The organism is Rahnella sp. R3(2024), assembly GCF_042920125.1.
Classification (GTDB): domain Bacteria; phylum Pseudomonadota; class Gammaproteobacteria; order Enterobacterales; family Enterobacteriaceae; genus Rahnella; species Rahnella rivi.
In genome coordinates, this window is record NZ_JBHGBU010000001.1 from 3247696 (window position 1) to 3268982 (window position 21287).

Sequence of the window (21287 nt, forward strand, 5' to 3'; positions counted from 1 at the left end):
CTCTGTTTGCACGGGTTTGAAAAGCCCGTGTCCAGACAGGGTAATTTTATGATAGAATCCGCCCCCCTGCGGCTGGGGTTGAGAAACTCCTGAACCCACTTTAAGGAAAACTATGAACGTTATTGAAGGTGTTGTAGCCACGCCTAACGCGCGCGTAGCGATCGCGATTGCTCGTTTTAACAATTTCATCAACGACAGCCTGCTTTCCGGTGCTATTGATGCGTTGAAACGTATTGGTCAGGTCAGCGATGACAACATCACCGTAGTCTGGGTCCCGGGCGCATACGAATTGCCTCTGGCAACCCGTGCTCTGGCTGAAAGCGGAAAGTACGACGCCGTTGTTGCGCTCGGTACAGTGATCCGCGGGGGCACAGCCCACTTTGAATTCGTCGCGGGCGAATGCAGCTCTGGCCTGTCCAGCGTTGCCATGAACAGCGAAATCCCGGTTGCCTTTGGTGTGCTGACGACAGAAAGCATCGAACAAGCCATTGAACGCGCAGGGACAAAAGCCGGTAACAAGGGTGCAGAAGCTGCACTGACCGCGCTTGAAATGATTAATGTTATCAAGGCTATTAAGGCCTGAATCTAGTTAAGGGGAAATCCGTGAAACCTGCTGCTCGTCGCCGCGCCCGTGAATGTGCCGTTCAGGCGCTTTACTCCTGGCAGTTGTCGAAAAATGACATCGCCGATGTTGAATTAGAATTCCTGACCGAGCAGGATGTCAAAGATGTAGACATTGCCTATTTCCGCGAACTGCTGGCTGGTGTAGCAAACAGTGCAGAGAAACTCGATGCATTGATGGCGCCATACCTGTCACGTCAGCTGGATGAATTAGGCCAGGTGGAAAGAGCGATCTTGCGTCTGGCTCTGTTTGAGCTGAGCAAGCGCCAGGATGTCCCTTATAAAGTGGCCATCAATGAAGCGATCGAACTGGCGAAAACCTTCGGCGCTGAAGACAGTCACAAATTTGTGAACGGTGTGCTGGACAAAGCGGGCCCGCATATTCGCAAGAAATAATGTCAGCAAGGGTCAGCCCGACGGATAAATGATCACACTCATTTTCACCCGATTACTGACTTCGTTGATACTCTTGTGATGTCACCTCGCTTATCCTTTGTGTGACACCCTTCTTAAGGCCGGTTTTCCGGCCTTAAGTCATTCTAACGATTTGGAATTGTATTATGGCATCCGGCGAATTTGACGTAATCAATCGCTACTTTAACCGGTTCAGAACCGCCAGACAGGATGTTCAGTTAGGCATTGGTGATGATTGTGCCTTACTGACGGTTGGCGAAAAACAACTCCTCGCCGTCAGCACTGATACGCTGGTCGAAGGCATCCATTTCCTGAAAACCATTTCTCCGGCCGATCTCGGCTACAAAGCGCTGGCGGTGAATCTCAGTGATTTAGCGGCAATGGGCGCGGATCCTGCCTGGGTTTCTCTCGCGCTGACGCTGCCCGAGGTCAATGCTGACTGGCTACAGTCTTTCAGTGACAGCTTGTTCGAGCAACTCAATTACTACGGTATGCAACTGATTGGCGGTGATACCACCCGCGGTCCGTTGAGCATGACGTTAACCATTCAGGGGCTGGTGCCGGTCGGTCGCGCATTGACGCGTTCTGGTGCCGGTGTGGGCGACTGGATTTTCGTAACGGGTACGCTGGGCGACAGTGCCGCGGGTCTGGCCGTTGTGCTGGAACAGCTGAACATCACTGATGATAAAACGCGTGAGTTCCTGCTCAAACGCCATCTGCGGCCTTCGCCGCGCGTTCTGCAAGGCCAGGCGTTGCGTGATCTGGCGACGTCGGCGATCGATCTCTCCGACGGGCTGATTTCCGATTTGAAGCACATTCTGAAAGCCAGTGATTGCGGCGCGCGCCTGGATCTGGATGCCATTCCGTTCTCTGATGCCATGAAGTCACTCGGCGATCCGGAACAGGCACTGAAATGGGCACTGACCGGCGGCGAAGATTACGAACTGTGCTTCACCGTGCCGGAAATCAATCGCGGCGCGGTGGACGCGGCGCTGAGTCATCTTGGCGTTGATTTTACCTGCATCGGCCAGATTGCTCCCCTTTCCGAAGGCCTCAAACTGATGCGGGCCGGATCACCGGTGCAACTGGAATGGCAGGGTTTCGACCATTTTGCCTGAGCCGATGTTCTGACGGTGTGTAAGAAGTAAAAAAGGCGCTGCATGTTGATTCTGCAGCGCCTTTTCTGTTTTTTAACCTGAGAGAGATTCGCCCGTTTTACTCAAATCCGACAGCCTGATGCGGCACATAAGCCATTTCAAGTTCGGCGATTTCTTCAATCGATAGTTTGATGTTCAGCGCAGCAATCGCATCGTCGAGATGGGCAGGGCGGGAAGCGCCGATGATAGGGGCGGTGATCACATGTTTGCTGAGGATCCACGCCAGCGCAATCTGCGCGCGCGGAACAACGTGATCTTCCGCGATTTTACCCACACGTTCAGCTATTTTACCGTCGGCTTCATCCGTGGCATCGTACAGCGTGTTGGCAAAACTGTCAGACACCGAACGGGCGGTGGTTTCTCCCCATGGGCGCGTAAGCTTACCCCGCGCCAGCGGACTCCACGGCAGAACCGCGATGTTTTCTTCCAGACACAACGGGTACATTTCTTTCTCTTCTTCACGCTGGATCAGATTGTACTGATCCTGCATCGAGACGAAGCGCGCCCAGCCATTTTGCTGTGAAACATCCAGCGCCTGCTTAAACTGATGGGCATGCATGGAAGAAGCCCCGATAAAACGCGCCTTACCGGCTTTCACCACGTCATTGAGTGCTTCAAGCGTTTCTTCAATTGGCGTGTTGTAATCCCAGCGGTGGATTTGTAGCAGATCGACATACTCCATGCCGAGGCGGCGCAGACTGTCGTCGATAGATTGCATAATCGACGCGCGGGACAATCCGCCTTCCAGGCCGGTAATCGGATAAAACACTTTGGTGGCGACGACGATCTGGTCGCGTTTCGCGAAGTCTTTCAGCGCCCGCCCGACGATCTCTTCGCTGCTGCCATCGGAATAGCTGTTGGCGGTGTCAAAAAAGTTAATGCCTGCATCCAGCGCCTGTTTAATGATTGGGCGACTGCTTTCTTCAGGTAAGGTCCAGGCATGCCTGCCGCGATCCGGTTCGCCATACGTCATACAACCCAGACACAGTTGCGATATTTTCAGACAGGTTTTTCCCAACGTGGTGTATTGCATTGCATCTCTCCGTAAAAGCCTGCGTGATAACCGGCAGGCGTTAAAAAATGATTAGCATGCTTAACTGTAGCTCACAGAATGGCGGGATTGGGGAAGACAGGAGGATGTGGGGAAAGAAACCCCTCTTTCAGGCGAAAGAGGGGAAATGATCAGGCCAGCCAGTCGGTGATTTGACGGTCAATACCTTCGGCATCGAGCCCGACATCATGACGGATTTCGTCTTGTGTGCCCTGTGGCACAAAGTGGTCCGCCAGACCGATATTCAATACCGGCACTAACATGCGTTTTGCCATCAGCAGCTCATTCACACCGCTGCCTGCGCCACCCATGATGGCGTTTTCTTCCAGCGTCACCAGCACTTCATGGCTTGCCGCCAGTTCGAGAATCAATGCTTCGTCGAGCGGTTTAACAAAGCGCATATCCACGACGGTGGCATTACGTTTTTCAGCCGCTTCCAGCGCATCCGGCAGTAACGTACCAAAGTTCAGGATCGCCACTTTTTCACCTTCGCGACGCACAACACCTTTGCCTAACGGCAGGGATGCCAGCGGTTCACAGGTTGCACCAGTGCCGCTGCCGCGCGGATAACGCACGGCCACCGGGCCGCTGTTGTGATGATAGCCGGTATGCAACATCTGGCGGCATTCGTTTTCATCGCTTGGCGTCATGATGATCATATTCGGAATGCAGCGCAGGAATGACAGGTCAAATGCACCCTGATGGGTCTGGCCGTCGGCACCGACGATACCGCCGCGATCGATAGCAAACAGCACCGGAAGATTTTGGATCGCCACATCGTGGATCACCTGATCGTAAGCCCGTTGCAGGAAAGTCGAGTAGATCGCCACGATCGGTTTGTAGCCGCCAATCGCAAGCCCGGCCGCAAACGTCACGGCATGCTGTTCGGCGATGGCAACGTCGAAATACTGCTGCGGATACTCGCGGGAGAAGCGGACCATGCCGGAGCCTTCGCGCATTGCAGGCGTCACGGCCATCAGTTTGCTGTCTTTGGCGGCAGTCTCACACAACCAGTCGCCAAAGATTTTCGAATACGTCGGCAGGCCTTCTTTGCCTTTAGGCAAAATGCCGGAAGCCGGATCGAATTTTGGCACCGCGTGCCAGCCGATCGGATCTTTCTCGGCCGGCGCGTAGCCTTTGCCTTTTTTCGTCATGATGTGCAGCAACTGCGGACCTTTCAGGTCACGCATGTTTTTCAGCGTTTGCACCAGCGCCACTACGTCGTGACCGTCCACCGGCCCGATATAGTTAAAGCCCAGCTCTTCAAACAGCGTGCCCGGCACCATCATGCCTTTCAGATGTTCTTCGGTACGGCGCACCAGTTCTTTGATCGGCGGGATGCCGGAAAGGACTTTCTTGCCGCCTTCGCGCAGATGCGAATACAACTTACCCGACAACAATTGCGCGAGATGATTATTCAGCGCGCCGACGTTTTCTGAAATCGACATTTCATTGTCGTTAAGGATCACCAGCATATCGGGCTTAATATCACCGGCGTGGTTCATGGCTTCGAATGCCATACCGGCGGTGATCGCGCCGTCACCAATCACGCAGACGGTGCGACGGTTTTTACCTTCGCGTTCGGCGGCAACGGCCATGCCCAAACCGGCGCTGATGGAGGTTGAGGAATGTCCGACGGAAAGCGTGTCGTATTCGCTTTCACCGCGCCATGGGAACGGATGCAGACCGCCTTTCTGACGGATGGTGGAAATCCGGTCACGGCGTCCGGTAAGAATTTTGTGAGGATAGGCCTGATGGCCGACATCCCAGACGACGTGATCAAACGGCGTGTTGTAGACATAATGCATGGCGACGGTCAGTTCAACCGTTCCCAGACCGGACGCGAAGTGCCCGCTGGACTGGCTGACGCTGGCCAGTAAATACTGGCGCAGTTCGTCGCAGAGCCTGGGCAGGCTCTCTTTAGGAAGTGAACGGAGATCTTCAGGATTCTCCGCCAGCGCCAGTGTCGGGTATTTGGCTAATTCAAGACTCATCAGTTGCTCATAGTAAGTATTAATTATCGCGCTCAATAACGAAGCTGGCTAACGCGAGAAGTGGCGCTGTGTTGTAAGAAAGCGCAGCGAGCTGGTCCAGTGCGGAAACGGCTTCCTGATACAGGTCCATGGCCTTGGCCTTTGCGCCGTCGAGCCCCAGCAGGGCAGGGTAAGTGCTTTTACCGAGTTGTTGATCTGCGCCCTGGCGTTTACCCAGCGTGGCGGTATCCCCGATGACATCAAGGATGTCGTCCTGAACCTGAAACGCCAGGCCAATCGCCTGTGCATAGGTATCCAGTATAGGCAATACGGCGCGTCCGGTGTCACCGGCGGCCAGAGCACCCATGCGCACCGCGGCGCGGATAAGCGCACCGGTTTTATGACGGTGTATTTTTTCCAGAGCGTCGAGGCTTATCTGTTGGCCTTCTGCGGCCAGATCCAGTGCTTGACCGCCACACATGCCGCTGGCACCGCTGGCGCCAGCCAGCTCGGACACCATCGACAGACGATCTTTGACCGCCACGTCCGCCATTTCCCCGTCGGTTAAGACAGAGAACGCCAGCGTTTGCAGGGCATCGCCTGCCAGAATGGCATTGGCTTCGCCAAACTTGATGTGACAGGTTGGCTGGCCGCGACGCAGATCGTCGTCATCCATTGCGGGCAGATCGTCATGGATCAGCGAATAGGCGTGGATGCATTCTACCGCAGCAGCGGGCGCATCAAGATTTTTCAAATCCAGCCCGAATAGCTGACCGGTGGCATACACCAGATAAGGTCGCATCCGTTTGCCGCCGAGCAGTGCACCGTAGCGCATGGCTTCAACCAGCGGTAAATCAGCCAGCGGCAGGGCGTCAATGTAAGCGGTCAGTACGCCATCCACGCGTTGTTGCATCGCGCGAAGTTCACGTGAAAACTCGCCAGCCGGAGAAAGAGAAATCGCTTCAGACATAAACCGTTACTCTGCTTCCGGTGTGAAAGGTGTCAGCGGTGCATCTTCATCGCTGTCGAGCAGAATTTGTACACGCTGTTCGGCCTGTTGCAGCTTTTGCTGTCCCTGACGCGCCAGCTGGACGCCTTGCTCGAATTCATTCAGCGCCTCTTCTAAAGGCAATTCGCCTGATTCGAGGCGTGAAACGATCTGTTCCAGGTCGGCCAGAGCAGTTTCGAAATTGGCGGGTGGTGCAGATTTTTTCGGCATAATTCTCTTTCAATATCGTTGATCAGAATCGATGACCAGAGTGCTGAGACGGCAGGGTCGGCTCTCAGCTCCGGGAGACATTCCCGTTAAGCATGGCACTGCTGTTTGGTTTTGCGCGCAGAATATCCATTAAAAGTGATATACTCTGCGCCGCTGAGTTTATTGCTAAGCCCAATGTGGCACAAAACTTATGTTTCACAAACAAACATAAGGCTTAGCAATAATAGGATCCTAGATCCTTATTCAGCGACTTACTACCCCGTTTTTTAACCTGCTAATAAAAGACTGCCATGAAGTTTATCATTAAATTGTTCCCTGAAATCACCATCAAGAGCCAATCTGTGCGTTTGCGCTTCATTAAGATCCTCTCAAGCAGCATTCGCAACATTGTGCGACCGCATGATGAGACACTGGCAGTCGTTCGCCACTGGGATCATATCGAAGTTCGCAGCAAAGACGAAAGTAAACACGATCTTATCCAGGAATTGCTTTGCCGCATTCCGGGCATCCGCTATGTCGAAGAAGTGGAAGACCGCCCTTACACAGACGTTCACAATATTTTCGAACAGGCACTCGAAGCCTATCGTTCTGAAGTCGAAGGCAAAACTTTCTGCGTCCGTGTTAAACGTCGCGGCAAGCATGATTTCAGCTCCGGCGACGTAGAACGTTACGTGGGCGGCGGCCTGAACCAACACATCGAATCGGCGCGTGTGAACCTGACCTCGCCGGAAGTGACGGTGAAACTGGAAATTAACGACGATAAACTGGTGCTGGTGAAAAACCGTCTCGAAGGTCAGGGCGGTTATCCTATCGGTACGCAGGAAGACGTGATGTCACTCATTTCCGGCGGTTTCGACTCCGGCGTATCCAGTTATATGCTGATGCGTCGTGGCTGTCGTGTGCATTATTGCTTCTTTAACCTTGGCGGCGCGGCGCATGAAATCGGCGTGAAACAGGTGGCTCATTACCTGTGGAATCGTTTTGGCAGCTCGCACCGCGTGCGTTTTATCGCTATTGATTTTGAGCCGGTGGTCGGTGAGATCCTCGAAAAAATCGAAGACGGCCAGATGGGCGTCGTGCTGAAACGGATGATGGTGCGTGCAGCGTCTTCTATCGCGGAGCGTTATGGCGTTCAGGCGCTGGTGACCGGTGAAGCGCTGGGACAGGTTTCCAGCCAGACGCTGACCAACCTGCGTTTGATCGACAACGTTTCTGATACCCTGATCCTGCGTCCGCTGATTTCGCACGATAAAGAACACATCATCAAGATTGCCCGTGAAATTGGTACTGAAGATTTCGCCAAAACCATGCCGGAATATTGCGGTGTGATTTCAAAAAGCCCGACGGTGAAAGCGGTGAAAGCCAAAATCGAAGCGGAAGAGGCAATGTTCAATTTTGCCATCCTCGATAAAGTGGTCAGTGAAGCGCGTAACTGTGACATCCGTGAAATTGCTGAGCAGGCTGCTCAGGAAGTGCCGGAAGTGGAAACCGTCGCTGAGTTTGTTTCCACGGATATCGTGCTGGACGTTCGCGCACCGGATGAAGTGGATGCGGATCCGCTGGCGCTGGAAAATGTCGAAGTGAAGGCACTGGCCTTCTATAAACTGGCGACGCAGTTTGGCGATTTGGATCAGAGCAAAACCTATTTGCTGTATTGCGACCGCGGCGTGATGAGCCGTTTACAGGCGCTGTATCTGAAAGAACAGGGCTTTAATAATGTGAAAGTGTATCGTCCCTAGTTCAGCATTCATGATGTAAAAAAGGGGTTCAGCATGGCTGAGCCCCTTTTTGTTTGCCGCTATCCGATCAGGATTCCCGTGCGCCTTCGTCGGTGTAATTATACATTCCCGGTGACAGCACCAGCTGCGCGGCGATTTCAGCTGCTTTGGTTTTCCCCAGCAGCAGATCGATAATCTTCAGGGCAAATTCCATCGATGTGCCCGGTCCCTGGCTGGTCAGCAGATTGACACGTGGATCGAAAATCACCCGGCGATCTGACCATTTTATCGGATCAATTTTATCCCGCAGACCGGGGAAACCGGTCATGTTGCCGACCGGGAACAGATCGTGATATTCCAGAACCAACGCGGGCGCCGCGCAGATCGCTGCCACAATGTTTCCGCTGATGTGCATCTGACGAACTTTCTCCACCAGCAGCGGACTTTCGCTGAAACAGGTCGCACCACCGAGGCCACCCGGCAGAACGATCGCGTCAAAATCGTCGTCTGCGACGTCTACCAGCGCAACGTCGGCCAAAATTCTTACCCCGCGCGAGCAGCGAATTTCCAGACTGCCGTCGCCCGCCACGCTGGCGGTTGTTACGTTAATTCCCGCACGAACCAGCAAATCAATGGTGGTTACCGCTTCAATCTCTTCGCTACCAGGTGCCAGGCAGACCAGAACTGATGCGCTCATAGTCGTTTTCCTTTCTTTTAATGTGTTCAAATATCCGGGTGTTTACAGGCAGGCTCAGCCCATGTTTGCGACCGCGGCGCAGCACGTAACCGGTAATGTAATCAATTTCGGTGTGACGCTGATGCTGTATATCCTGCAACATCGAAGAGTGATTGGCCGCCGTGGTGTCGATCACCTGATAAACAAAACTCAGTAACGACTCGCTGTGGATCTCATAACCTTCGATCGCCATGACCTGCGCCACTTCCTGACAGATTTGCTCGATCTGTTGAGGATAACCGATCAAATCGCCGTTGGTGCATTCATGCAGCGCCGTCAGCGGATTGATCACGCAGTTGACTGCCAGCTTATTCCACAGTGATGGCCTGATATTATCGTGCCAGGCGACATCGGGCAGGGCGTCATGTAACGTATCTGCCAGCGAACTCAGCGCTGCACCGCGCGGCGTCACCGGGCCGATGTGCGTCGTTCCCGCCGCAACGTGCATAATCGCATTGCCTTCGTGTCGGGCAGCGTGCGTGGTGGCGCCCTGTAAAATAGCAAAACGATTGGCAGGCAATTCATCCACCGTCCCCATGCCGTTATGCAACAACAGCAGGGTACAATTATCATTGAGCATCGGCATCAGCGCACTGACCGCGCCGGAAACCTGCCAGGCTTTCAGCGTTACCAGCAGCAGTTCGCTTTGTGCCAGATGCTGCGGATCGTTGGTTGGCATGTTGCGGTTAAACGCCGTGCCATCAGGAGAAATGACGTTTACTGCGCAGAAAGGTTGAGGAATGCGGATCCACCCCTGAACGTCGTGACCTTGCTGATAAAGCGCTGATAGCCAAAGTTGTCCCAGTGCACCGCAACCTAATACTGTTATTTTCATTGTGCCTCCTGGGTGATGCGGCGAAATACGCCGTGGTAATCGGTTGTTGAAAGAATATTCTGCTGTCCGGTTATCTTATTAGTATAGACATTCGTGCTGTAGATCACATTTTCACCTGCACTTTTTGACCATCGGGGCATTTTATGTTCGGTGCTGTGCTGTCGTTTGGCATCGACGGTTGAAGGCGGTATTATGCACGCCATATAACGTGCAATACAAAAAACTACAGGGAGAAGCGATTATGCCGTCTTTTGACATTGTTTCCGAAATCGACATGCAGGAAGTGCGCAACGCCGTGGAAAATGCCAGCCGTGAGTTGCAAACCCGCTGGGATTTCCGCAATATTCCTGCCAGCTTTGATCTCAATGAAAAAAACGAGAGCATCAAAGTGGCCAGCGAATCAGATTTTCAGGTAAACCAGCTGGTCGATATTCTGCGTGAGAAGTTAGCCAAACGTGGCATTGAAGGCGGGGCGCTGGAAATTCCTGAGCAAATGGAGCACAGCGGTAAAACGTACAGCGTTGAAGCGAAACTGCATTCCGGAATTGAATCCGCCCTGGCGAAGAAACTCGTCAAACTGATTAAAGACAGCAAGATTAAAGTGCAGGCGCAGGTTCAGGGTGATGAAGTACGTGTCACCGGTAAAGCGCGTGATGACTTGCAGGCCGTTATGGCGCTGGTGCGCAACGGTGATCTCGGGCAACCGTTCCAGTTTAAAAACTTCAGAGATTAATGGCCTTTTTGTACGGGAAAATGAAAAGGGACGCTTGAGTTAAGCGTCCCTTTTTATGATCAGTTACTTGCGCTCACGCAGTCTTTTCACCAGTTCGAAGTCTTTGAAGTAAATCGGTTTGTCATATTGCATCGACAAGTTTCCGGCTATCCCGGTCAGGATCGACATCGCGCCAGCACGGTGATCGGCAGCGCGCTTTAACGGATCCTCTCTGCGTTCGCCGAACAGATCTTCCAGCATGGCATTATCGCCGCCGCCATGGCCGCCTTCGCCCAGCTGGAATTGTGCCTTCCACGGCTCAGCAAATAGCGGGTAAACGGTGATTTCTGCCTTCTCGATACTGCCTTCGTTTTCGCGTTTACCGCCGGCATTGACGTAGGACATCTCAACGATTTTCATTTCGATGCGCCCCTGAGTGCCGTTAAACACAACGTTCAACCCTTCCCATGGCAGATACGCGTTCAGCGCATACGTGAGCTGGACTTTGTTCTGATATTTCACCAGCACCGACAATGTATCTTCAATGTTGATACCGTCACTGAACACGCTTTGATCGCGGAAATAGTGATCTTCATGTTCAGCATCCAGATACAGCGCTTTGAGCTGTTCGTTGTCTTCCATGTGCAGCGCAAAGGGATCGTTCTGCGCCTGCGGATAGCCGTGAGCGCGGGGATAAAATTCTGTCACGCCGCGCTTCTCGGCGTTCTCTTTGCCGTAAAAACGCAGGTCACCCTGGGCATAGACTTTCTCCGGCGTACTGTTGAGCCAGAAATTCATCAGGTCAAAGTGATGCGTAGATTTGTGCACCAGCAGGCCACCGGAATTGCGTTTGTCACGGTGCCAGCGGCGGAAGTAATCGGCGCCGTGTTCGGTGTTGAGCAGCCATTCGAAATGCACAGACAGCACGTCGCCGATGGTGTCCTGCATCAGCAGTTCGCGGATTTTGCTGTGATGCGGCGCGTAGCGGTAGTTAAACGCCACCCGAACCTGATAACCGGTGGCATCGACGGCATCGAGAATGCGCAGCGCACGATTTTCATCAATGGTCATCGGCTTTTCGGTGATCACATCACAACCGGCATGCAGGGCGCGGACAATATAATCATCATGGGTGCGATCCATACTGGTGACAATCACGATGTCAGGTTTGGTTTCCGTGAGCATGTCGCCAAAATCCGCGGCTTTCCAGGTCGGAACCGGCGCGATGTCATTTTGCACCAGTTGCTGATTGGCATAGTCCATGCGGGTCTGGTTGGTGTCACAGAAGGCCACAAACTTTGCGTTGTGGCGGTATTTACCGGTAATCGCTTCAATGTATAAACCCGAGCGTCCGCCGGTGCCAACTAAAGCATAGGTTTTCATGAGATCCTCAAAAGGCCCGAAAGCCGTCATCACTGACAAAATTTTGTTAAGGAATTCTTGAGGATAATGATTGAGGAAAATTTTTAAGTGAGGAAAGTCACAAGGGGGGAAGAAAATGAAACGCTGTGCCATTTTTTAGCACAGCGTTTGATCTCAGGCGGCGCTGACCAGTTGTTCGAGCGCTTTACGGTTGGTCTGTTTGGTATCGACTTTCACGTAAGCGCTGAATTCTTCCGGGACCACAACGGCCTCGGCCACACCAGGCTGGGCCAGAATGCGTGCCTGCAGGGCGGAGTCTTTTACGGCCAGCTCAGAAAGCGTGATACGCAGGCTGCTGACATACGGCGGCTCGGTCATGGTTGCGCTGACCAGCAGCCAGACAACGGCAATAGCCGCACACAGCAGAAATACCGCGTCGGCACCGGCGTTACCATAAACATATCCGCCTAAACTCCCGCCAATCGCCACGCCGATAAACTGGCTGGTGGAATACAGCCCCATCGCCGTACCTTTATACCCGGCCGGAGATTCTTTACTGATAAGCGAGGGCAGAATGGCTTCCATGACATTAAATGCCAGGAAGAACAGCTGGATACCCGCGATGACGACCCATAAATGCAGGCCCGCCGACCACAGTACCAGCTCAGCCAGTAACAATACGGCCACACAGCCCATAAAGACTTGCTTCATATGGCGCTTTTTCTCGGCATAAATAATCACCGGGATCACTGCAACAAACGACGTCAGCATGGTGACCAGATACACCCGCCAATGTTCAGCCGGCGGGAAACCAGCGTGCTCCATCACTTGCGGTAATACCACGAAGCTCGACATCAGCAGGATGTGCAAACACAGAATGCCGAAATTCAGTTTCAGCAGTTTCGGGTTGTTGAGCACTTTGCTGAAGCTGCCTTTCACCATACTCGATTCCCGGTTCAGAATATGGGTGGCAGGGGAGGGGACTACGGCGACAGTGATGAGGATGGCGACCAGCGTCAGACCGGCGATCGCCCAGAATAACGCGTGTAAGCCCCAGGCGTGAGTGATGACAGGCCCGAGAACCATGGCAATCGCAAAGGTCACACCGAAGCTGATGCCGATAAACGCCATCGCTTTGGTGCGGTTCTGCTCGCGGGTCAGATCTGACAATAACGCCATCACGGCGGCGGCGATGGCGCCGGAACCTTGCAGGGCACGACCGATGATCACGCCCCAGATAGAATCGGTGGAAGCAGCCACGATGCTGCCGATACAGAAGATGATTAAACCAAAGACGATCAGTGGTTTACGGCCAACGCGGTCAGACATCAACCCAAACGGGATCTGGAATACGGCTTGTGCCAGACCATAAATACCGATTGCGATGCCGATCAGCGTTTCGCTGGCACCGGATAACGCCATACCGTAGGTGGTCAGGACGGGTAACACCATGAACATGCCAAGCATGCGTAAAGAAAAAACTGTCCCTAGTCCCCATGTTGCCCGACTTTCCTGCGGGGTCATCTGGTTATCGTTCACATTACTACCTCAAAATAACAATCGTGCATTGTAGTGCTTTTGGCGAGTTAGGGTAAAACGATGGATCTTTAGCAGATATTACGGGTTTGCTTTCCGTCAGAATAAAAGAAAAGGCCAGTATCGCTACTGGCCTTTCAGTGTGCTGATTATCGGAATGAATGACAGCGCGTCAGGCTAACAGCTCATGTTACCAAACGTAGGTTAACATCGACGTCGGTGTTGAACTGAAATCCACAGACATCATGAAACTCAGCGACATGATGGTGATGATAGAGAAGCCAAACAGCTTTCTCGCCCAGACCACATCGTTCTCCGCTTTGTAACCTTTTAATGCCATGCCCAGCCACCAGACGCTCACCGCACCGGCGACAATCAGGTATTTATACCCTGCGTAGCCGCTCAGGGTCAGCATCAGCGTGGCAATCATAAACGCCAGAATGTAGACGGTAATATGATGCTTGGCGACGGAAATGCCTTTGACAACCGGCAGAACCGGGATGCCTGCAGCCTGATAATCTTTAAAGCGGAAGATGGCAATCGCGTACGAGTGCGGCATCTGCCACAGGCTGAAAATCAGAAGCAGGATCAACGCACCGGTATCGAACTGGCCGGAAACGGCACAGTAACCAATGACCGGTGGCGCCGCGCCAGACAAGCTGCCAATCAACGTGCCGTAGACCGAATTGCGTTTCATGTACAGGCTGTAAACGCCGACATAAATCACAAAGCCCATCACCGCCAGCCACATGGCCAGCGGGTTGGCACCGATATACAACAACGCAAAGCCCACAATACCCAGAATAGTGGCGTAAACCAGGGTTGTTTTCGGCGGAATAAGTCCTTTTACCAGGGCCCTGTTCTTCGTTCTTTCCATGATCCGGTCGATGTCGCGGTCGATGAAGTTGTTAAATACACAACCCGATGCGACGACCAGCGAAACGCCCACCAAAGTGGCGAGAAAGAGTGGGAAGTCGATGTTGCCTTTGGCAGCAAGGAGAAATCCCCCGATGACAGAAATTAAGTTGCCGAAAATAATTCCTGGTTTCGTTACTTGCAGGTATTGCTTAATCATCACGTGCAGCTCGGCTCTTTAACTGACCATCATATTGAGGTTGAGGTTATACATAATCCACAATGAGCCCACAACGACGATAAAGATAATCACAGCGGTGAACAGAAATGCCACCAGATTCCAGCGCGCTTCCGATGCAGTGCTTAAGTGCAGGAAGAACACCAGATGGACAACGATCTGGATGACCGCGGATGCAACCACGGTGCCAATGATCAGTGAATGCGAAGCAGTATCGCTCATGACCATGGCAAACGGGATAACCGTCAGGATCACTGACAGGATGAAGCCAATCAGGTATGACTTCACGCTGCCGTGGCTTGCGCCGCCGTGGGAAGTGGCAGAATGACTCATGCTAATACCCCCATCAGATAAACAACGGTGAATACACAGATCCAGACAACGTCCAGGAAGTGCCAGAACAGGCTCAGACACATCAGACGGGTTTGGTTAACGGCGTTCAGACCACGACGGCTCACCTGTACCATCATCACGATGATCCAGATAAGACCGCAGGTTACGTGGATCCCGTGGGTGGCGACCAGCGCAAAGAAGGCTGACAGGAAACCACTGCGATCCGGGCCATAACCTTCTTTGATCAGGTGATGGAATTCGTAAACTTCCATGCAGATGAAGCCAAGACCGAACAGGAAGGTCAGGAACAACCAACCATTGACCGCTTTGACGCTGCCCTTGTTCATGCCCAACATCGCCATGCCGTAAGTAATACTACTGAACAGCAGGAAGAAGGTTTCTACCAGAACGAACGGCAGTTCAAAAATATCTTTACCAGTCGGTCCACCCGCAGTCCCGTGCACCAGTACCGCGTAAGTTGCGAACAAGCTCGCAAACAGTACGCAGTCACTCATCAGGTAGATCCAGAAGCCAAAGACTTTGGTCTCGCCCGCATCGTGGTGCCCATGCTCTGCATGGGCTGCGTCGTGGTTAGTCAGGGTATCAGTTGCCATGTTTCACACCTGCTTTACGGATTTGTTCATGATGTAGATTCTCAATACGTTCGACTTCTTCAGCTGATACGTAGTAATCAACATCTTCGTCGAAGCTTTTCACAATCCAGGAAACCACCAGAGCCAGGAAGCTTAATGCTGCCAGCCACCAGATATCCCAGATTAATGCGAAACCGCAAACCAGACTCAACATAGCGATGATGAAGCCTGCGCCGCTGTTACGTGGCATATGAATTTGTTCATATTTTGCAGGTTGCTTGTACGCGTTGCCTTTCTCTTTCATGTCCCAGAACTCATCGCGGTCGTGAATTTGCGGCACGATAGCGAAGTTATAGAACGGAGGAGGAGAAGAGGTTGACCATTCCAGAGTACGTGCATCCCACGGGTCACCGGTCAGATCACGGTTCTGGTCGCGGTCGCGAACGGAAACGAAGATCATGATCAGCTGGCACAGGATACCGATAGCAATCAGCGCCGCACCGCATGCCGCAATAACCAGCAGCGTGTGGAACTCAGGATCGATATTCTGGCTGACACGACGGGTCATACCCATGAAGCCCAGAACGTACAGCGGCATGAATGCAACGAAGAAACCGATGATCCAGAACCAGAATGAACGCACGCCCCATTTCTCATTCAGCGTGAAGCCGAAGGATTTAGGGAACCAGTAAGTCAGACCTGCGAAGCAACCGAAGACCACACCACCGATAATAACGTTGTGGAAGTGAGCAATCAGGAACAGGCTGTTGTGCAACACGAAGTCAGCACCCGGAACCGCCAACAGAACGCCGGTCATACCGCCCACAGAGAAGGTGACGATAAAGCCAACGGTCCACAGCATCGCCGCATTCAGCGTGATACGGCCCTGGTACATGGTGAACAGCCAGTTGAAGATTTTCACCCCGGTAGGGATGGAAATGATCATCGTCATGATGCCGAAGAAGGCATTGACGTTAGCGCCTGAACCCATGGTGAAGAAGTGGTGCAACCAAACGACGAACGACAACACGGTGATGGCGATGGTTGCCCATACCAGTGAGGTGTAACCGAACAGACGTTTTTTGGAGAATGTTGCCGTGACTTCAGAGAACACACCAAATACTGGCAGAACCAAAATGTACACTTCCGGATGGCCCCAGGCCCAAATCAGGTTGATGTACATCATCATGTTGCCGCCCATATCATTCGTGAAGAAATGGGTGCCCAGATAACGGTCCAGCGTCAGCAGTGCAACAGTCACGGTCAGAATCGGGAAGGACACGATAATCAACACGTTGGTGCACAGTGCGGCCCAGGTAAATACCGGCATTTTCATCAGCGGCATACCCGGTGCGCGCATCTTCAGGATGGTCGCAAAGAAGTTAACACCGGTCAGCAAGGTACCAATACCGGATATCTGTAGACTCCATATCCAATAATCGACCCCCACGCCCGGACTGTATTCCTTACCAGACAACGGCGGATAGGCCAACCAACCGGTCTGTGCGAACTCACCGACACCCAGAGAGATGTTGATCAGTACCACAGCGGCAGCGGTGAACCAGAAGCTGACGTTGTTCAGGAACGGGAACGCAACGTCGCGCGCACCGATCTGTAAAGGAACGACTACGTTCATCAAACCGATAACGAAAGGCATCGCCATGAAGAAAATCATGATCACGCCGTGCGCGGTAAAGATTTGGTCGTAGTGGTGAGGAGGCAGGAAGCCAGGTTCTCCCGCAGACGCGAGCACCTGCTGGCTACGCATCATGATGGCATCGGCAAAGCCACGCAACAGCATGACGAAGGCCAGAATGATGTACATGATACCTAATTTTTTGTGGTCGACGGAGGTGATCCACTCGGTCCACAGGTACTTCCACTTGCCGAAATAGGTCAGCGCGGCAACGACTGCCAGACCGCCCAAAATGATTGCGGCAACGGTGACCATGATAATCGGTTCATGATACGGAACCGAATCAAGCGTTAATTTTCCGAACATCGTTTATTCCTCGGCTCCGGCTGCGTGAGACTGTCCACCCATATCCATGCCTTTCATGTCACTGCCGGCAGGCATTGGCATGGTATGACCTTCTGGCGCTGCCTTCATGTCATGCATGGAGTATTTGCCAATGATTTCTTTGAACAGACCCGGTTTTGCTACAGAGAAGTATTCGACCGGGTTGTCGATGCTCTGTGCTGCCAGTTTGTTGAAGTCATCAGTGGTTGCCAGTTGGTTCGGTGCACTTTTCACTTTCGCTACCCAGGTGTCGAAATCGCCACGGGTTGGGGTCGCAATTGTGTTGAACTTCATGCCAGAGAAACCACGGCCACTGAAGTTTGACGAGATGCCTTTGTAGGTACCGGCTTCATTTGCAATCAAATGCAACTGAGTCTGCATACCGGCCATCGCGTAAATCTGTCCGCCTAACTGAGGAATAAAGAACGAGTTCATGACAGAGTCTGAAGTGACTTTGAATTGAACAGGCACGTCTTTCGGGATAACCAGTTCGTTAACAGTGGCGATGCCCTGTTCCGGATAAATGAACAACCATTTCCAGTCCAGAGAAACGACTTCTACCGTCATCGTTTTTTGGTCAGATACGATTGGCTTGAACGGATCAAGCGCATGGGTGGTCTTCCAGGTAATCGTTGCCAGAATGGCAATGATAATAATTGGAACAGTCCAGACGACGGCTTCAATTTTGTTGGAGTGGGACCAGTTAGGACTGTAGGTTGCTTTTGTATTGGAAGCACGGTACTTCCAGGCAAACGCAAACGCCATGATAATAACTGGAATAACAACGATCAGCATTAAACCGATCGCCGTCAAAATCAGCGTTCTCTGTTCAAGTCCAATTGCTCCCTTGGGATCCATCAATGCCGTATTGCAACCGCTTAACATTAACGCGGAGGCAAATAAGGACAACATCCCAATACTTTTATTGTATTTCTTAAGTCTCATCTAACGACCTCAATAACTAGGGCTCTATTGTCGCTTCAGGTGTGCGGGCATTTTACGGGAAGGTTGCAGGACTGTAAACACGCTTAAACAAGTGTCAAAGCGCTGTTGACACTTTATGTTAACGCAGTCACACATGTCACGGATCGTGACAATTCACAGTGGGCAACAATATGTTGCGTATAGATTTTTTTCTATAGTGATGAAAAACAAGGGGTGACGGAATTTGTAAATATTATTCGCACTGATTATCCGGCCATAAGGTTTAATTAATGTTAAATTAATGTAGATTTCAGGTGAAATAAAAAGCATGAAATGCGTGACGGAAAAAATAGAACTGAGAATATTATTTTTTTGGGCGGTAAATTGTTGAGCAATATTTATAGATGGATTGTTAAATCAAATCCGCCATTCATTTTGAAAATGAATAGCGGGAAAATCATGCCCGGGCAGTGCGGCGCAGGGAAAGAAAATCGAGCAGGCTGCCAAGAACAATCCCCACCAGACAGATCAGCGCGCCGCTTTCCAGAAGCAGTATCGTCAGCGATGGCCACGACGCCCAGCCCAGGCTGTTGAGTATCAGCGTTATCAGCCACAAACCCAGCAGCGAACTGCCAACAATCATGCAACGCAACGCCCAGCGATACGGCGTGCCAAAATGGATCCGCGGCAGGAAACTGTCGGTTTTTTGCGTGTATTCCAGCGTGTCGCGGCAGACTGCCAGCAGCAGCAAGCCGGGTACGGCAGCCACGATAGAGAACAGGTAAAACCACGGCCAGCCGTAGGCTTCAACAAACCAGCCGGCAATCGGACCGACATAAACACGGCCCACGGCAGAAAGAGCGGAAAGTAGCGCAAACTGCGTGGCGGAGAAAGAGCGGTTGCACAACGTCATCAGCAAGGCGACGAATGCCGCAGTGCCCATGCCGCCGCACAGATTTTCGAAGAAAATCGCCGCGCCCATTGAATACAGATGCTTATCGGTGACGGCGAGGATCCAGTAACCCGCATTCGAGACGGCCTGTAAAATCCCAAAAAGCATCAGCGCGCGGAACAGGCTCAGACGCTGCATCAGCATTCCGCCTAACAGGGCACCGATGATTGTCGCCAGAAGCCCCAGCGACTTGTTAATAAGCCCGACCTCTCCGGCGTTAAATCCCACGCCGCGGATCAAAAACGTGGTACTCAGGCTGCCTGCAAACGCATCGCCCATTTTGTACATCACGATCAGCAGTAAAATAAGCCAGGCATTGTTACGGCCAAAAAAGTCTTTTAACGGCGCCACCACGGCCATTTCCATGGTGCGCGGTGCGGGCTGTGAATTTTCAGGCTCCGGCGCCATCAGCGTAGCCAATACGCCGCACAGCATCAGGGCGGCCATCAACCAGTACATGTGCTGCCAGCCGAGATAACGATCGGCCAGCCATAATGCCAGCCCGCCGGACACCAGCATCGCAAGCCTGTAGCCCAGCACCGACACCGCCGCACCGTTTCCGCGCTCTTGCGCAGGCAATAAATCCGTCTTATAGGCATCGAAGACGATGTCCTGAGATGCCGAGGCAAAAGCAATCAAAACCGCCAGGGCCGCCAGCCAGAAGAGATCTCTTGAAGGATCCATAAAGCCCATCGCAAAAATGGCGACCACCAGCAGCAGTTGCGTCAGTACCAGCCAGCCGCGCCGACGCCCGAGAAAAGAGGGCGTGTAGCGATCCATCATCGGCGACCACAGGAATTTGAACACGTACGCCTGCCCGACCAGCGAAAAAACACCGATTGTTTTCAGGTCGACATTCTCGACCGTCATCCACGCCTGCAAGGTGCCAGAGGTCAGCGCCAGTGGCAAACCGGAGGCAAAGCCCAGCAGAAGTAAAATGAGGGTATTTCGCTGTGTGAAAATCTTAAAGTACTGACTGATCATGAAAAGTATGTTCCTGCGGACCGGTGAAAGAGTGGCGCATGGGCATAATAAAGGAAGGGATGATTATCGGGGAGTAAATTCACTGACTTTATAAAGCATTCTGCCCGGACTCGCCGGGCAGAATGTATTGCACAGAGATCAACCGAAGCTTAGCGTGCGTTAGCTTTGATGAAATCGCTGATGCTGGTGTCTGACGCCATGTCGCTGATGACATCGCCCAGCGTGGTATTCACCGCGTTGGTGATCTTCGCGTTGGTGGCTGACAGTGCACCCTGAACATTGTACGTCGAGCGGTAGTTCTTCACCTGCTTGCTGCCGTTTTTGGCGGTAGCAATGATGGAGATGTCTGCTTTCGTGGTGATGTTGTAACGCAGGTTGCCTTCCTGCACGTCTGCATACAGGTTGTTCACCACGATTTGCAGATCGACTGCGCCATCAGCACCGATCATGTAACCACGGGCAGTCATTTGTTTTTCCAGAGATTCCTGCAACAGGAAACGCAGATCGCGGGAAGGTGTCAGGGAAATCAGCTGGCCGTCACGGTTCACTTTCGCCAGTGCCTGATCCTGACGCTGGTCAGCGCCGTTGATGCTGATGGTGATGCCCTGAAGCGTTGGATCCTGCGAAGGCAGAACAATTTTCGGCGACACGTCCAGCGTGTTGGTGCTGGTGGCGCAACCTGCCAGCATCAGCATCGCCAGAACGGGAAAAATGATTTTCTTTAACATGTGTGTTTTCTCAATATTTATAAGGGAATAGTGCTCAAAAATATGCCGACATCATAACATTGCCATTTGCGGGTGGAAGTCCCAACAATCTGGAAAAGCGATTTTTTAGCGTTTTTTTTCATCAGGAAAGCGGATTACGAACTTCATGCGTGGCGAAGCCGCGATTTCTTTGACAGACTGAGCGCCGTTTTTATCAATCATTCTTATAAATTTTTTAATGTGATTAACGTGGACGTCGGAAAACAGCCTATTCTTTAAGGGTAGGAAATGAAAGTGAAGGAATGTTACTGAAGGGAACCCGACGGGCGCAGTTCTCTGCTGATGCG

The 21287-nt window shown here is 52.4% G+C and carries 20 protein-coding genes; 5 read left to right on the forward strand and 15 right to left on the reverse strand.

The window, feature by feature from the left end:
* Positions 1 to 112 precede the first annotated feature (112 nt).
* The 3 genes from ribE (at position 113) to thiL (ending at position 2153) form a co-directional block, all read left to right on the forward strand.
* Positions 113 to 583: a 6,7-dimethyl-8-ribityllumazine synthase gene (gene ribE, locus ABSH60_RS14595; RefSeq protein ID WP_056771010.1), complete on the forward strand. Its 471-nt coding sequence runs from the start codon at positions 113 to 115 to the stop codon at positions 581 to 583.
* A gap of 20 nt (positions 584 to 603) precedes the next feature.
* A complete protein-coding gene (gene nusB, locus ABSH60_RS14600) occupies positions 604 to 1017 on the forward strand; it encodes a transcription antitermination factor NusB (RefSeq protein ID WP_013576663.1) in 414 nt (137 codons plus the stop codon).
* 164 nt (positions 1018 to 1181) lie between these two features.
* Positions 1182 to 2153, forward strand: coding sequence for a thiamine-phosphate kinase (gene thiL, locus ABSH60_RS14605; RefSeq protein ID WP_122096015.1), 972 nt, complete (start codon positions 1182 to 1184; stop codon positions 2151 to 2153).
* Positions 2154 to 2250: 97 nt separating this feature from the next.
* On the opposite strand, the gene ABSH60_RS14610 is transcribed toward thiL, so the two are convergent.
* From ABSH60_RS14610 to xseB, 4 genes are all read right to left on the reverse strand, one after another.
* Positions 2251 to 3225 (reverse strand): aldo/keto reductase, encoded by a 975-nt coding sequence (locus ABSH60_RS14610; protein WP_390974543.1) that lies wholly within the window; start codon positions 3223 to 3225, stop codon positions 2251 to 2253.
* A 149-nt stretch (positions 3226 to 3374) separates the two neighbouring features.
* Entirely contained in the window at positions 3375 to 5237 is a 1863-nt protein-coding gene (gene dxs / locus ABSH60_RS14615) for a 1-deoxy-D-xylulose-5-phosphate synthase (RefSeq protein ID WP_056771021.1), read from the reverse strand.
* Positions 5238 to 5256: 19 nt separating this feature from the next.
* On the reverse strand, positions 5257 to 6186 hold the full coding sequence (gene ispA / locus ABSH60_RS14620) for a (2E,6E)-farnesyl diphosphate synthase (protein ID WP_056771026.1): 930 nt from the start codon (positions 6184 to 6186) through the stop codon (positions 5257 to 5259).
* A gap of 6 nt (positions 6187 to 6192) precedes the next feature.
* Positions 6193 to 6435, reverse strand: coding sequence for an exodeoxyribonuclease VII small subunit (gene xseB / locus ABSH60_RS14625; protein ID WP_056771029.1), 243 nt, complete (start codon positions 6433 to 6435; stop codon positions 6193 to 6195).
* Between the two features lie 290 nt (positions 6436 to 6725).
* On the opposite strand from xseB, the gene thiI reads away from it, so the two are divergent.
* The gene (gene thiI, locus ABSH60_RS14630) at positions 6726 to 8174 is read left to right on the forward strand and encodes a tRNA uracil 4-sulfurtransferase ThiI (RefSeq protein ID WP_056771033.1); all 1449 of its coding nucleotides are present in this window, start codon (positions 6726 to 6728) and stop codon (positions 8172 to 8174) included.
* A 67-nt stretch (positions 8175 to 8241) separates the two neighbouring features.
* On the opposite strand, the gene yajL is transcribed toward thiI, so the two are convergent.
* Together yajL and panE are read right to left on the reverse strand one after the other, a co-directional pair.
* On the reverse strand, positions 8242 to 8850 hold the full coding sequence (gene yajL / locus ABSH60_RS14635; protein WP_122096012.1) for a protein deglycase YajL: 609 nt from the start codon (positions 8848 to 8850) through the stop codon (positions 8242 to 8244).
* Positions 8813 to 9724 carry a 2-dehydropantoate 2-reductase gene (gene panE / locus ABSH60_RS14640; RefSeq protein WP_056771038.1) on the reverse strand — a complete coding sequence of 304 codons (912 nt, stop codon included), beginning with the start codon at positions 9722 to 9724 and terminating at the stop codon, positions 8813 to 8815. Before panE ends, yajL begins: the two co-directional genes overlap by 38 nt.
* A gap of 241 nt (positions 9725 to 9965) precedes the next feature.
* Between panE and ABSH60_RS14645 the strand changes: the two genes are divergently transcribed.
* Entirely contained in the window at positions 9966 to 10457 is a 492-nt protein-coding gene (locus tag ABSH60_RS14645) for a YajQ family cyclic di-GMP-binding protein (RefSeq protein ID WP_056771041.1), read from the forward strand.
* Between the two features lie 63 nt (positions 10458 to 10520).
* Here the strand turns inward: ABSH60_RS14645 and ABSH60_RS14650 are convergent, their stop codons facing one another.
* The 9 genes from ABSH60_RS14650 to ABSH60_RS14690 form a co-directional block, all read right to left on the reverse strand.
* On the reverse strand, positions 10521 to 11819 hold the full coding sequence (locus tag ABSH60_RS14650) for a Gfo/Idh/MocA family oxidoreductase (RefSeq protein ID WP_390974546.1): 1299 nt from the start codon (positions 11817 to 11819) through the stop codon (positions 10521 to 10523).
* A 153-nt stretch (positions 11820 to 11972) separates the two neighbouring features.
* A complete protein-coding gene (locus tag ABSH60_RS14655) occupies positions 11973 to 13337 on the reverse strand; it encodes an MFS transporter (protein WP_162997858.1) in 1365 nt (454 codons plus the stop codon).
* 187 nt (positions 13338 to 13524) lie between these two features.
* Positions 13525 to 14409 carry a heme o synthase gene (gene cyoE / locus ABSH60_RS14660; protein WP_056771048.1) on the reverse strand — a complete coding sequence of 295 codons (885 nt, stop codon included), beginning with the start codon at positions 14407 to 14409 and terminating at the stop codon, positions 13525 to 13527.
* Between the two features lie 18 nt (positions 14410 to 14427).
* A complete protein-coding gene (locus ABSH60_RS14665) occupies positions 14428 to 14760 on the reverse strand; it encodes a cytochrome o ubiquinol oxidase subunit IV (protein WP_056771051.1) in 333 nt (110 codons plus the stop codon).
* Positions 14757 to 15374 (reverse strand): cytochrome o ubiquinol oxidase subunit III, encoded by a 618-nt coding sequence (locus tag ABSH60_RS14670; protein WP_056771054.1) that lies wholly within the window; start codon positions 15372 to 15374, stop codon positions 14757 to 14759. The genes ABSH60_RS14665 and ABSH60_RS14670 overlap by 4 nt, the downstream gene beginning before the upstream one ends.
* Positions 15364 to 17355 (reverse strand): cytochrome o ubiquinol oxidase subunit I, encoded by a 1992-nt coding sequence (gene cyoB, locus ABSH60_RS14675; protein WP_056771058.1) that lies wholly within the window; start codon positions 17353 to 17355, stop codon positions 15364 to 15366. Before cyoB ends, ABSH60_RS14670 begins: the two co-directional genes overlap by 11 nt.
* Before the next feature lie 3 nt (positions 17356 to 17358).
* Complete coding sequence (cyoA, locus tag ABSH60_RS14680) at positions 17359 to 18318, reverse strand: cytochrome o ubiquinol oxidase subunit II (protein WP_390974549.1); 960 nt, start codon at positions 18316 to 18318, stop codon at positions 17359 to 17361.
* 436 nt (positions 18319 to 18754) lie between these two features.
* Positions 18755 to 20233 (reverse strand): muropeptide MFS transporter AmpG, encoded by a 1479-nt coding sequence (ampG, locus tag ABSH60_RS14685; RefSeq protein WP_390974551.1) that lies wholly within the window; start codon positions 20231 to 20233, stop codon positions 18755 to 18757.
* A gap of 149 nt (positions 20234 to 20382) precedes the next feature.
* Positions 20383 to 20961, reverse strand: a complete 579-nt coding sequence (locus tag ABSH60_RS14690; protein ID WP_056771066.1) for a lipoprotein — start codon at positions 20959 to 20961, stop codon at positions 20383 to 20385.
* Positions 20962 to 21287: the final 326 nt, after the last annotated feature.

Excerpts from the sequence above, each read along its gene's own strand:
- ampG (WP_390974551.1), bottom strand. The coding sequence starts at position 20,233 with ATGATCAGTCAGTACTTTAAGATTTTCACACAGCGAAATACCCTCATT.
- ribE (WP_056771010.1), top strand. The coding sequence starts at position 113 with ATGAACGTTATTGAAGGTGTTGTAGCCACGCCTAACGCGCGCGTAGCG.
- ispA (WP_056771026.1), bottom strand. The coding sequence starts at position 6,186 with ATGTCTGAAGCGATTTCTCTTTCTCCGGCTGGCGAGTTTTCACGTGAA.
- cyoE (WP_056771048.1), bottom strand. The coding sequence starts at position 14,409 with ATGATTAAGCAATACCTGCAAGTAACGAAACCAGGAATTATTTTCGGC.
- ABSH60_RS14650 (WP_390974546.1), bottom strand. The coding sequence starts at position 11,819 with ATGAAAACCTATGCTTTAGTTGGCACCGGCGGACGCTCGGGTTTATAC.
- ABSH60_RS14610 (WP_390974543.1), bottom strand. The coding sequence starts at position 3,225 with ATGCAATACACCACGTTGGGAAAAACCTGTCTGAAAATATCGCAACTG.
- cyoA (WP_390974549.1), bottom strand. The coding sequence starts at position 18,318 with ATGAGACTTAAGAAATACAATAAAAGTATTGGGATGTTGTCCTTATTT.
- ABSH60_RS14645 (WP_056771041.1), top strand. The coding sequence starts at position 9,966 with ATGCCGTCTTTTGACATTGTTTCCGAAATCGACATGCAGGAAGTGCGC.
- cyoB (WP_056771058.1), bottom strand. The coding sequence starts at position 17,355 with ATGTTCGGAAAATTAACGCTTGATTCGGTTCCGTATCATGAACCGATT.
- ABSH60_RS14665 (WP_056771051.1), bottom strand. The coding sequence starts at position 14,760 with ATGAGTCATTCTGCCACTTCCCACGGCGGCGCAAGCCACGGCAGCGTG.
- ABSH60_RS14690 (WP_056771066.1), bottom strand. The coding sequence starts at position 20,961 with ATGTTAAAGAAAATCATTTTTCCCGTTCTGGCGATGCTGATGCTGGCA.
- ABSH60_RS14670 (WP_056771054.1), bottom strand. The coding sequence starts at position 15,374 with ATGGCAACTGATACCCTGACTAACCACGACGCAGCCCATGCAGAGCAT.
- yajL (WP_122096012.1), bottom strand. The coding sequence starts at position 8,850 with ATGAGCGCATCAGTTCTGGTCTGCCTGGCACCTGGTAGCGAAGAGATT.
- panE (WP_056771038.1), bottom strand. The coding sequence starts at position 9,724 with ATGAAAATAACAGTATTAGGTTGCGGTGCACTGGGACAACTTTGGCTA.
- thiI (WP_056771033.1), top strand. The coding sequence starts at position 6,726 with ATGAAGTTTATCATTAAATTGTTCCCTGAAATCACCATCAAGAGCCAA.
- thiL (WP_122096015.1), top strand. The coding sequence starts at position 1,182 with ATGGCATCCGGCGAATTTGACGTAATCAATCGCTACTTTAACCGGTTC.
- dxs (WP_056771021.1), bottom strand. The coding sequence starts at position 5,237 with ATGAGTCTTGAATTAGCCAAATACCCGACACTGGCGCTGGCGGAGAAT.
- xseB (WP_056771029.1), bottom strand. The coding sequence starts at position 6,435 with ATGCCGAAAAAATCTGCACCACCCGCCAATTTCGAAACTGCTCTGGCC.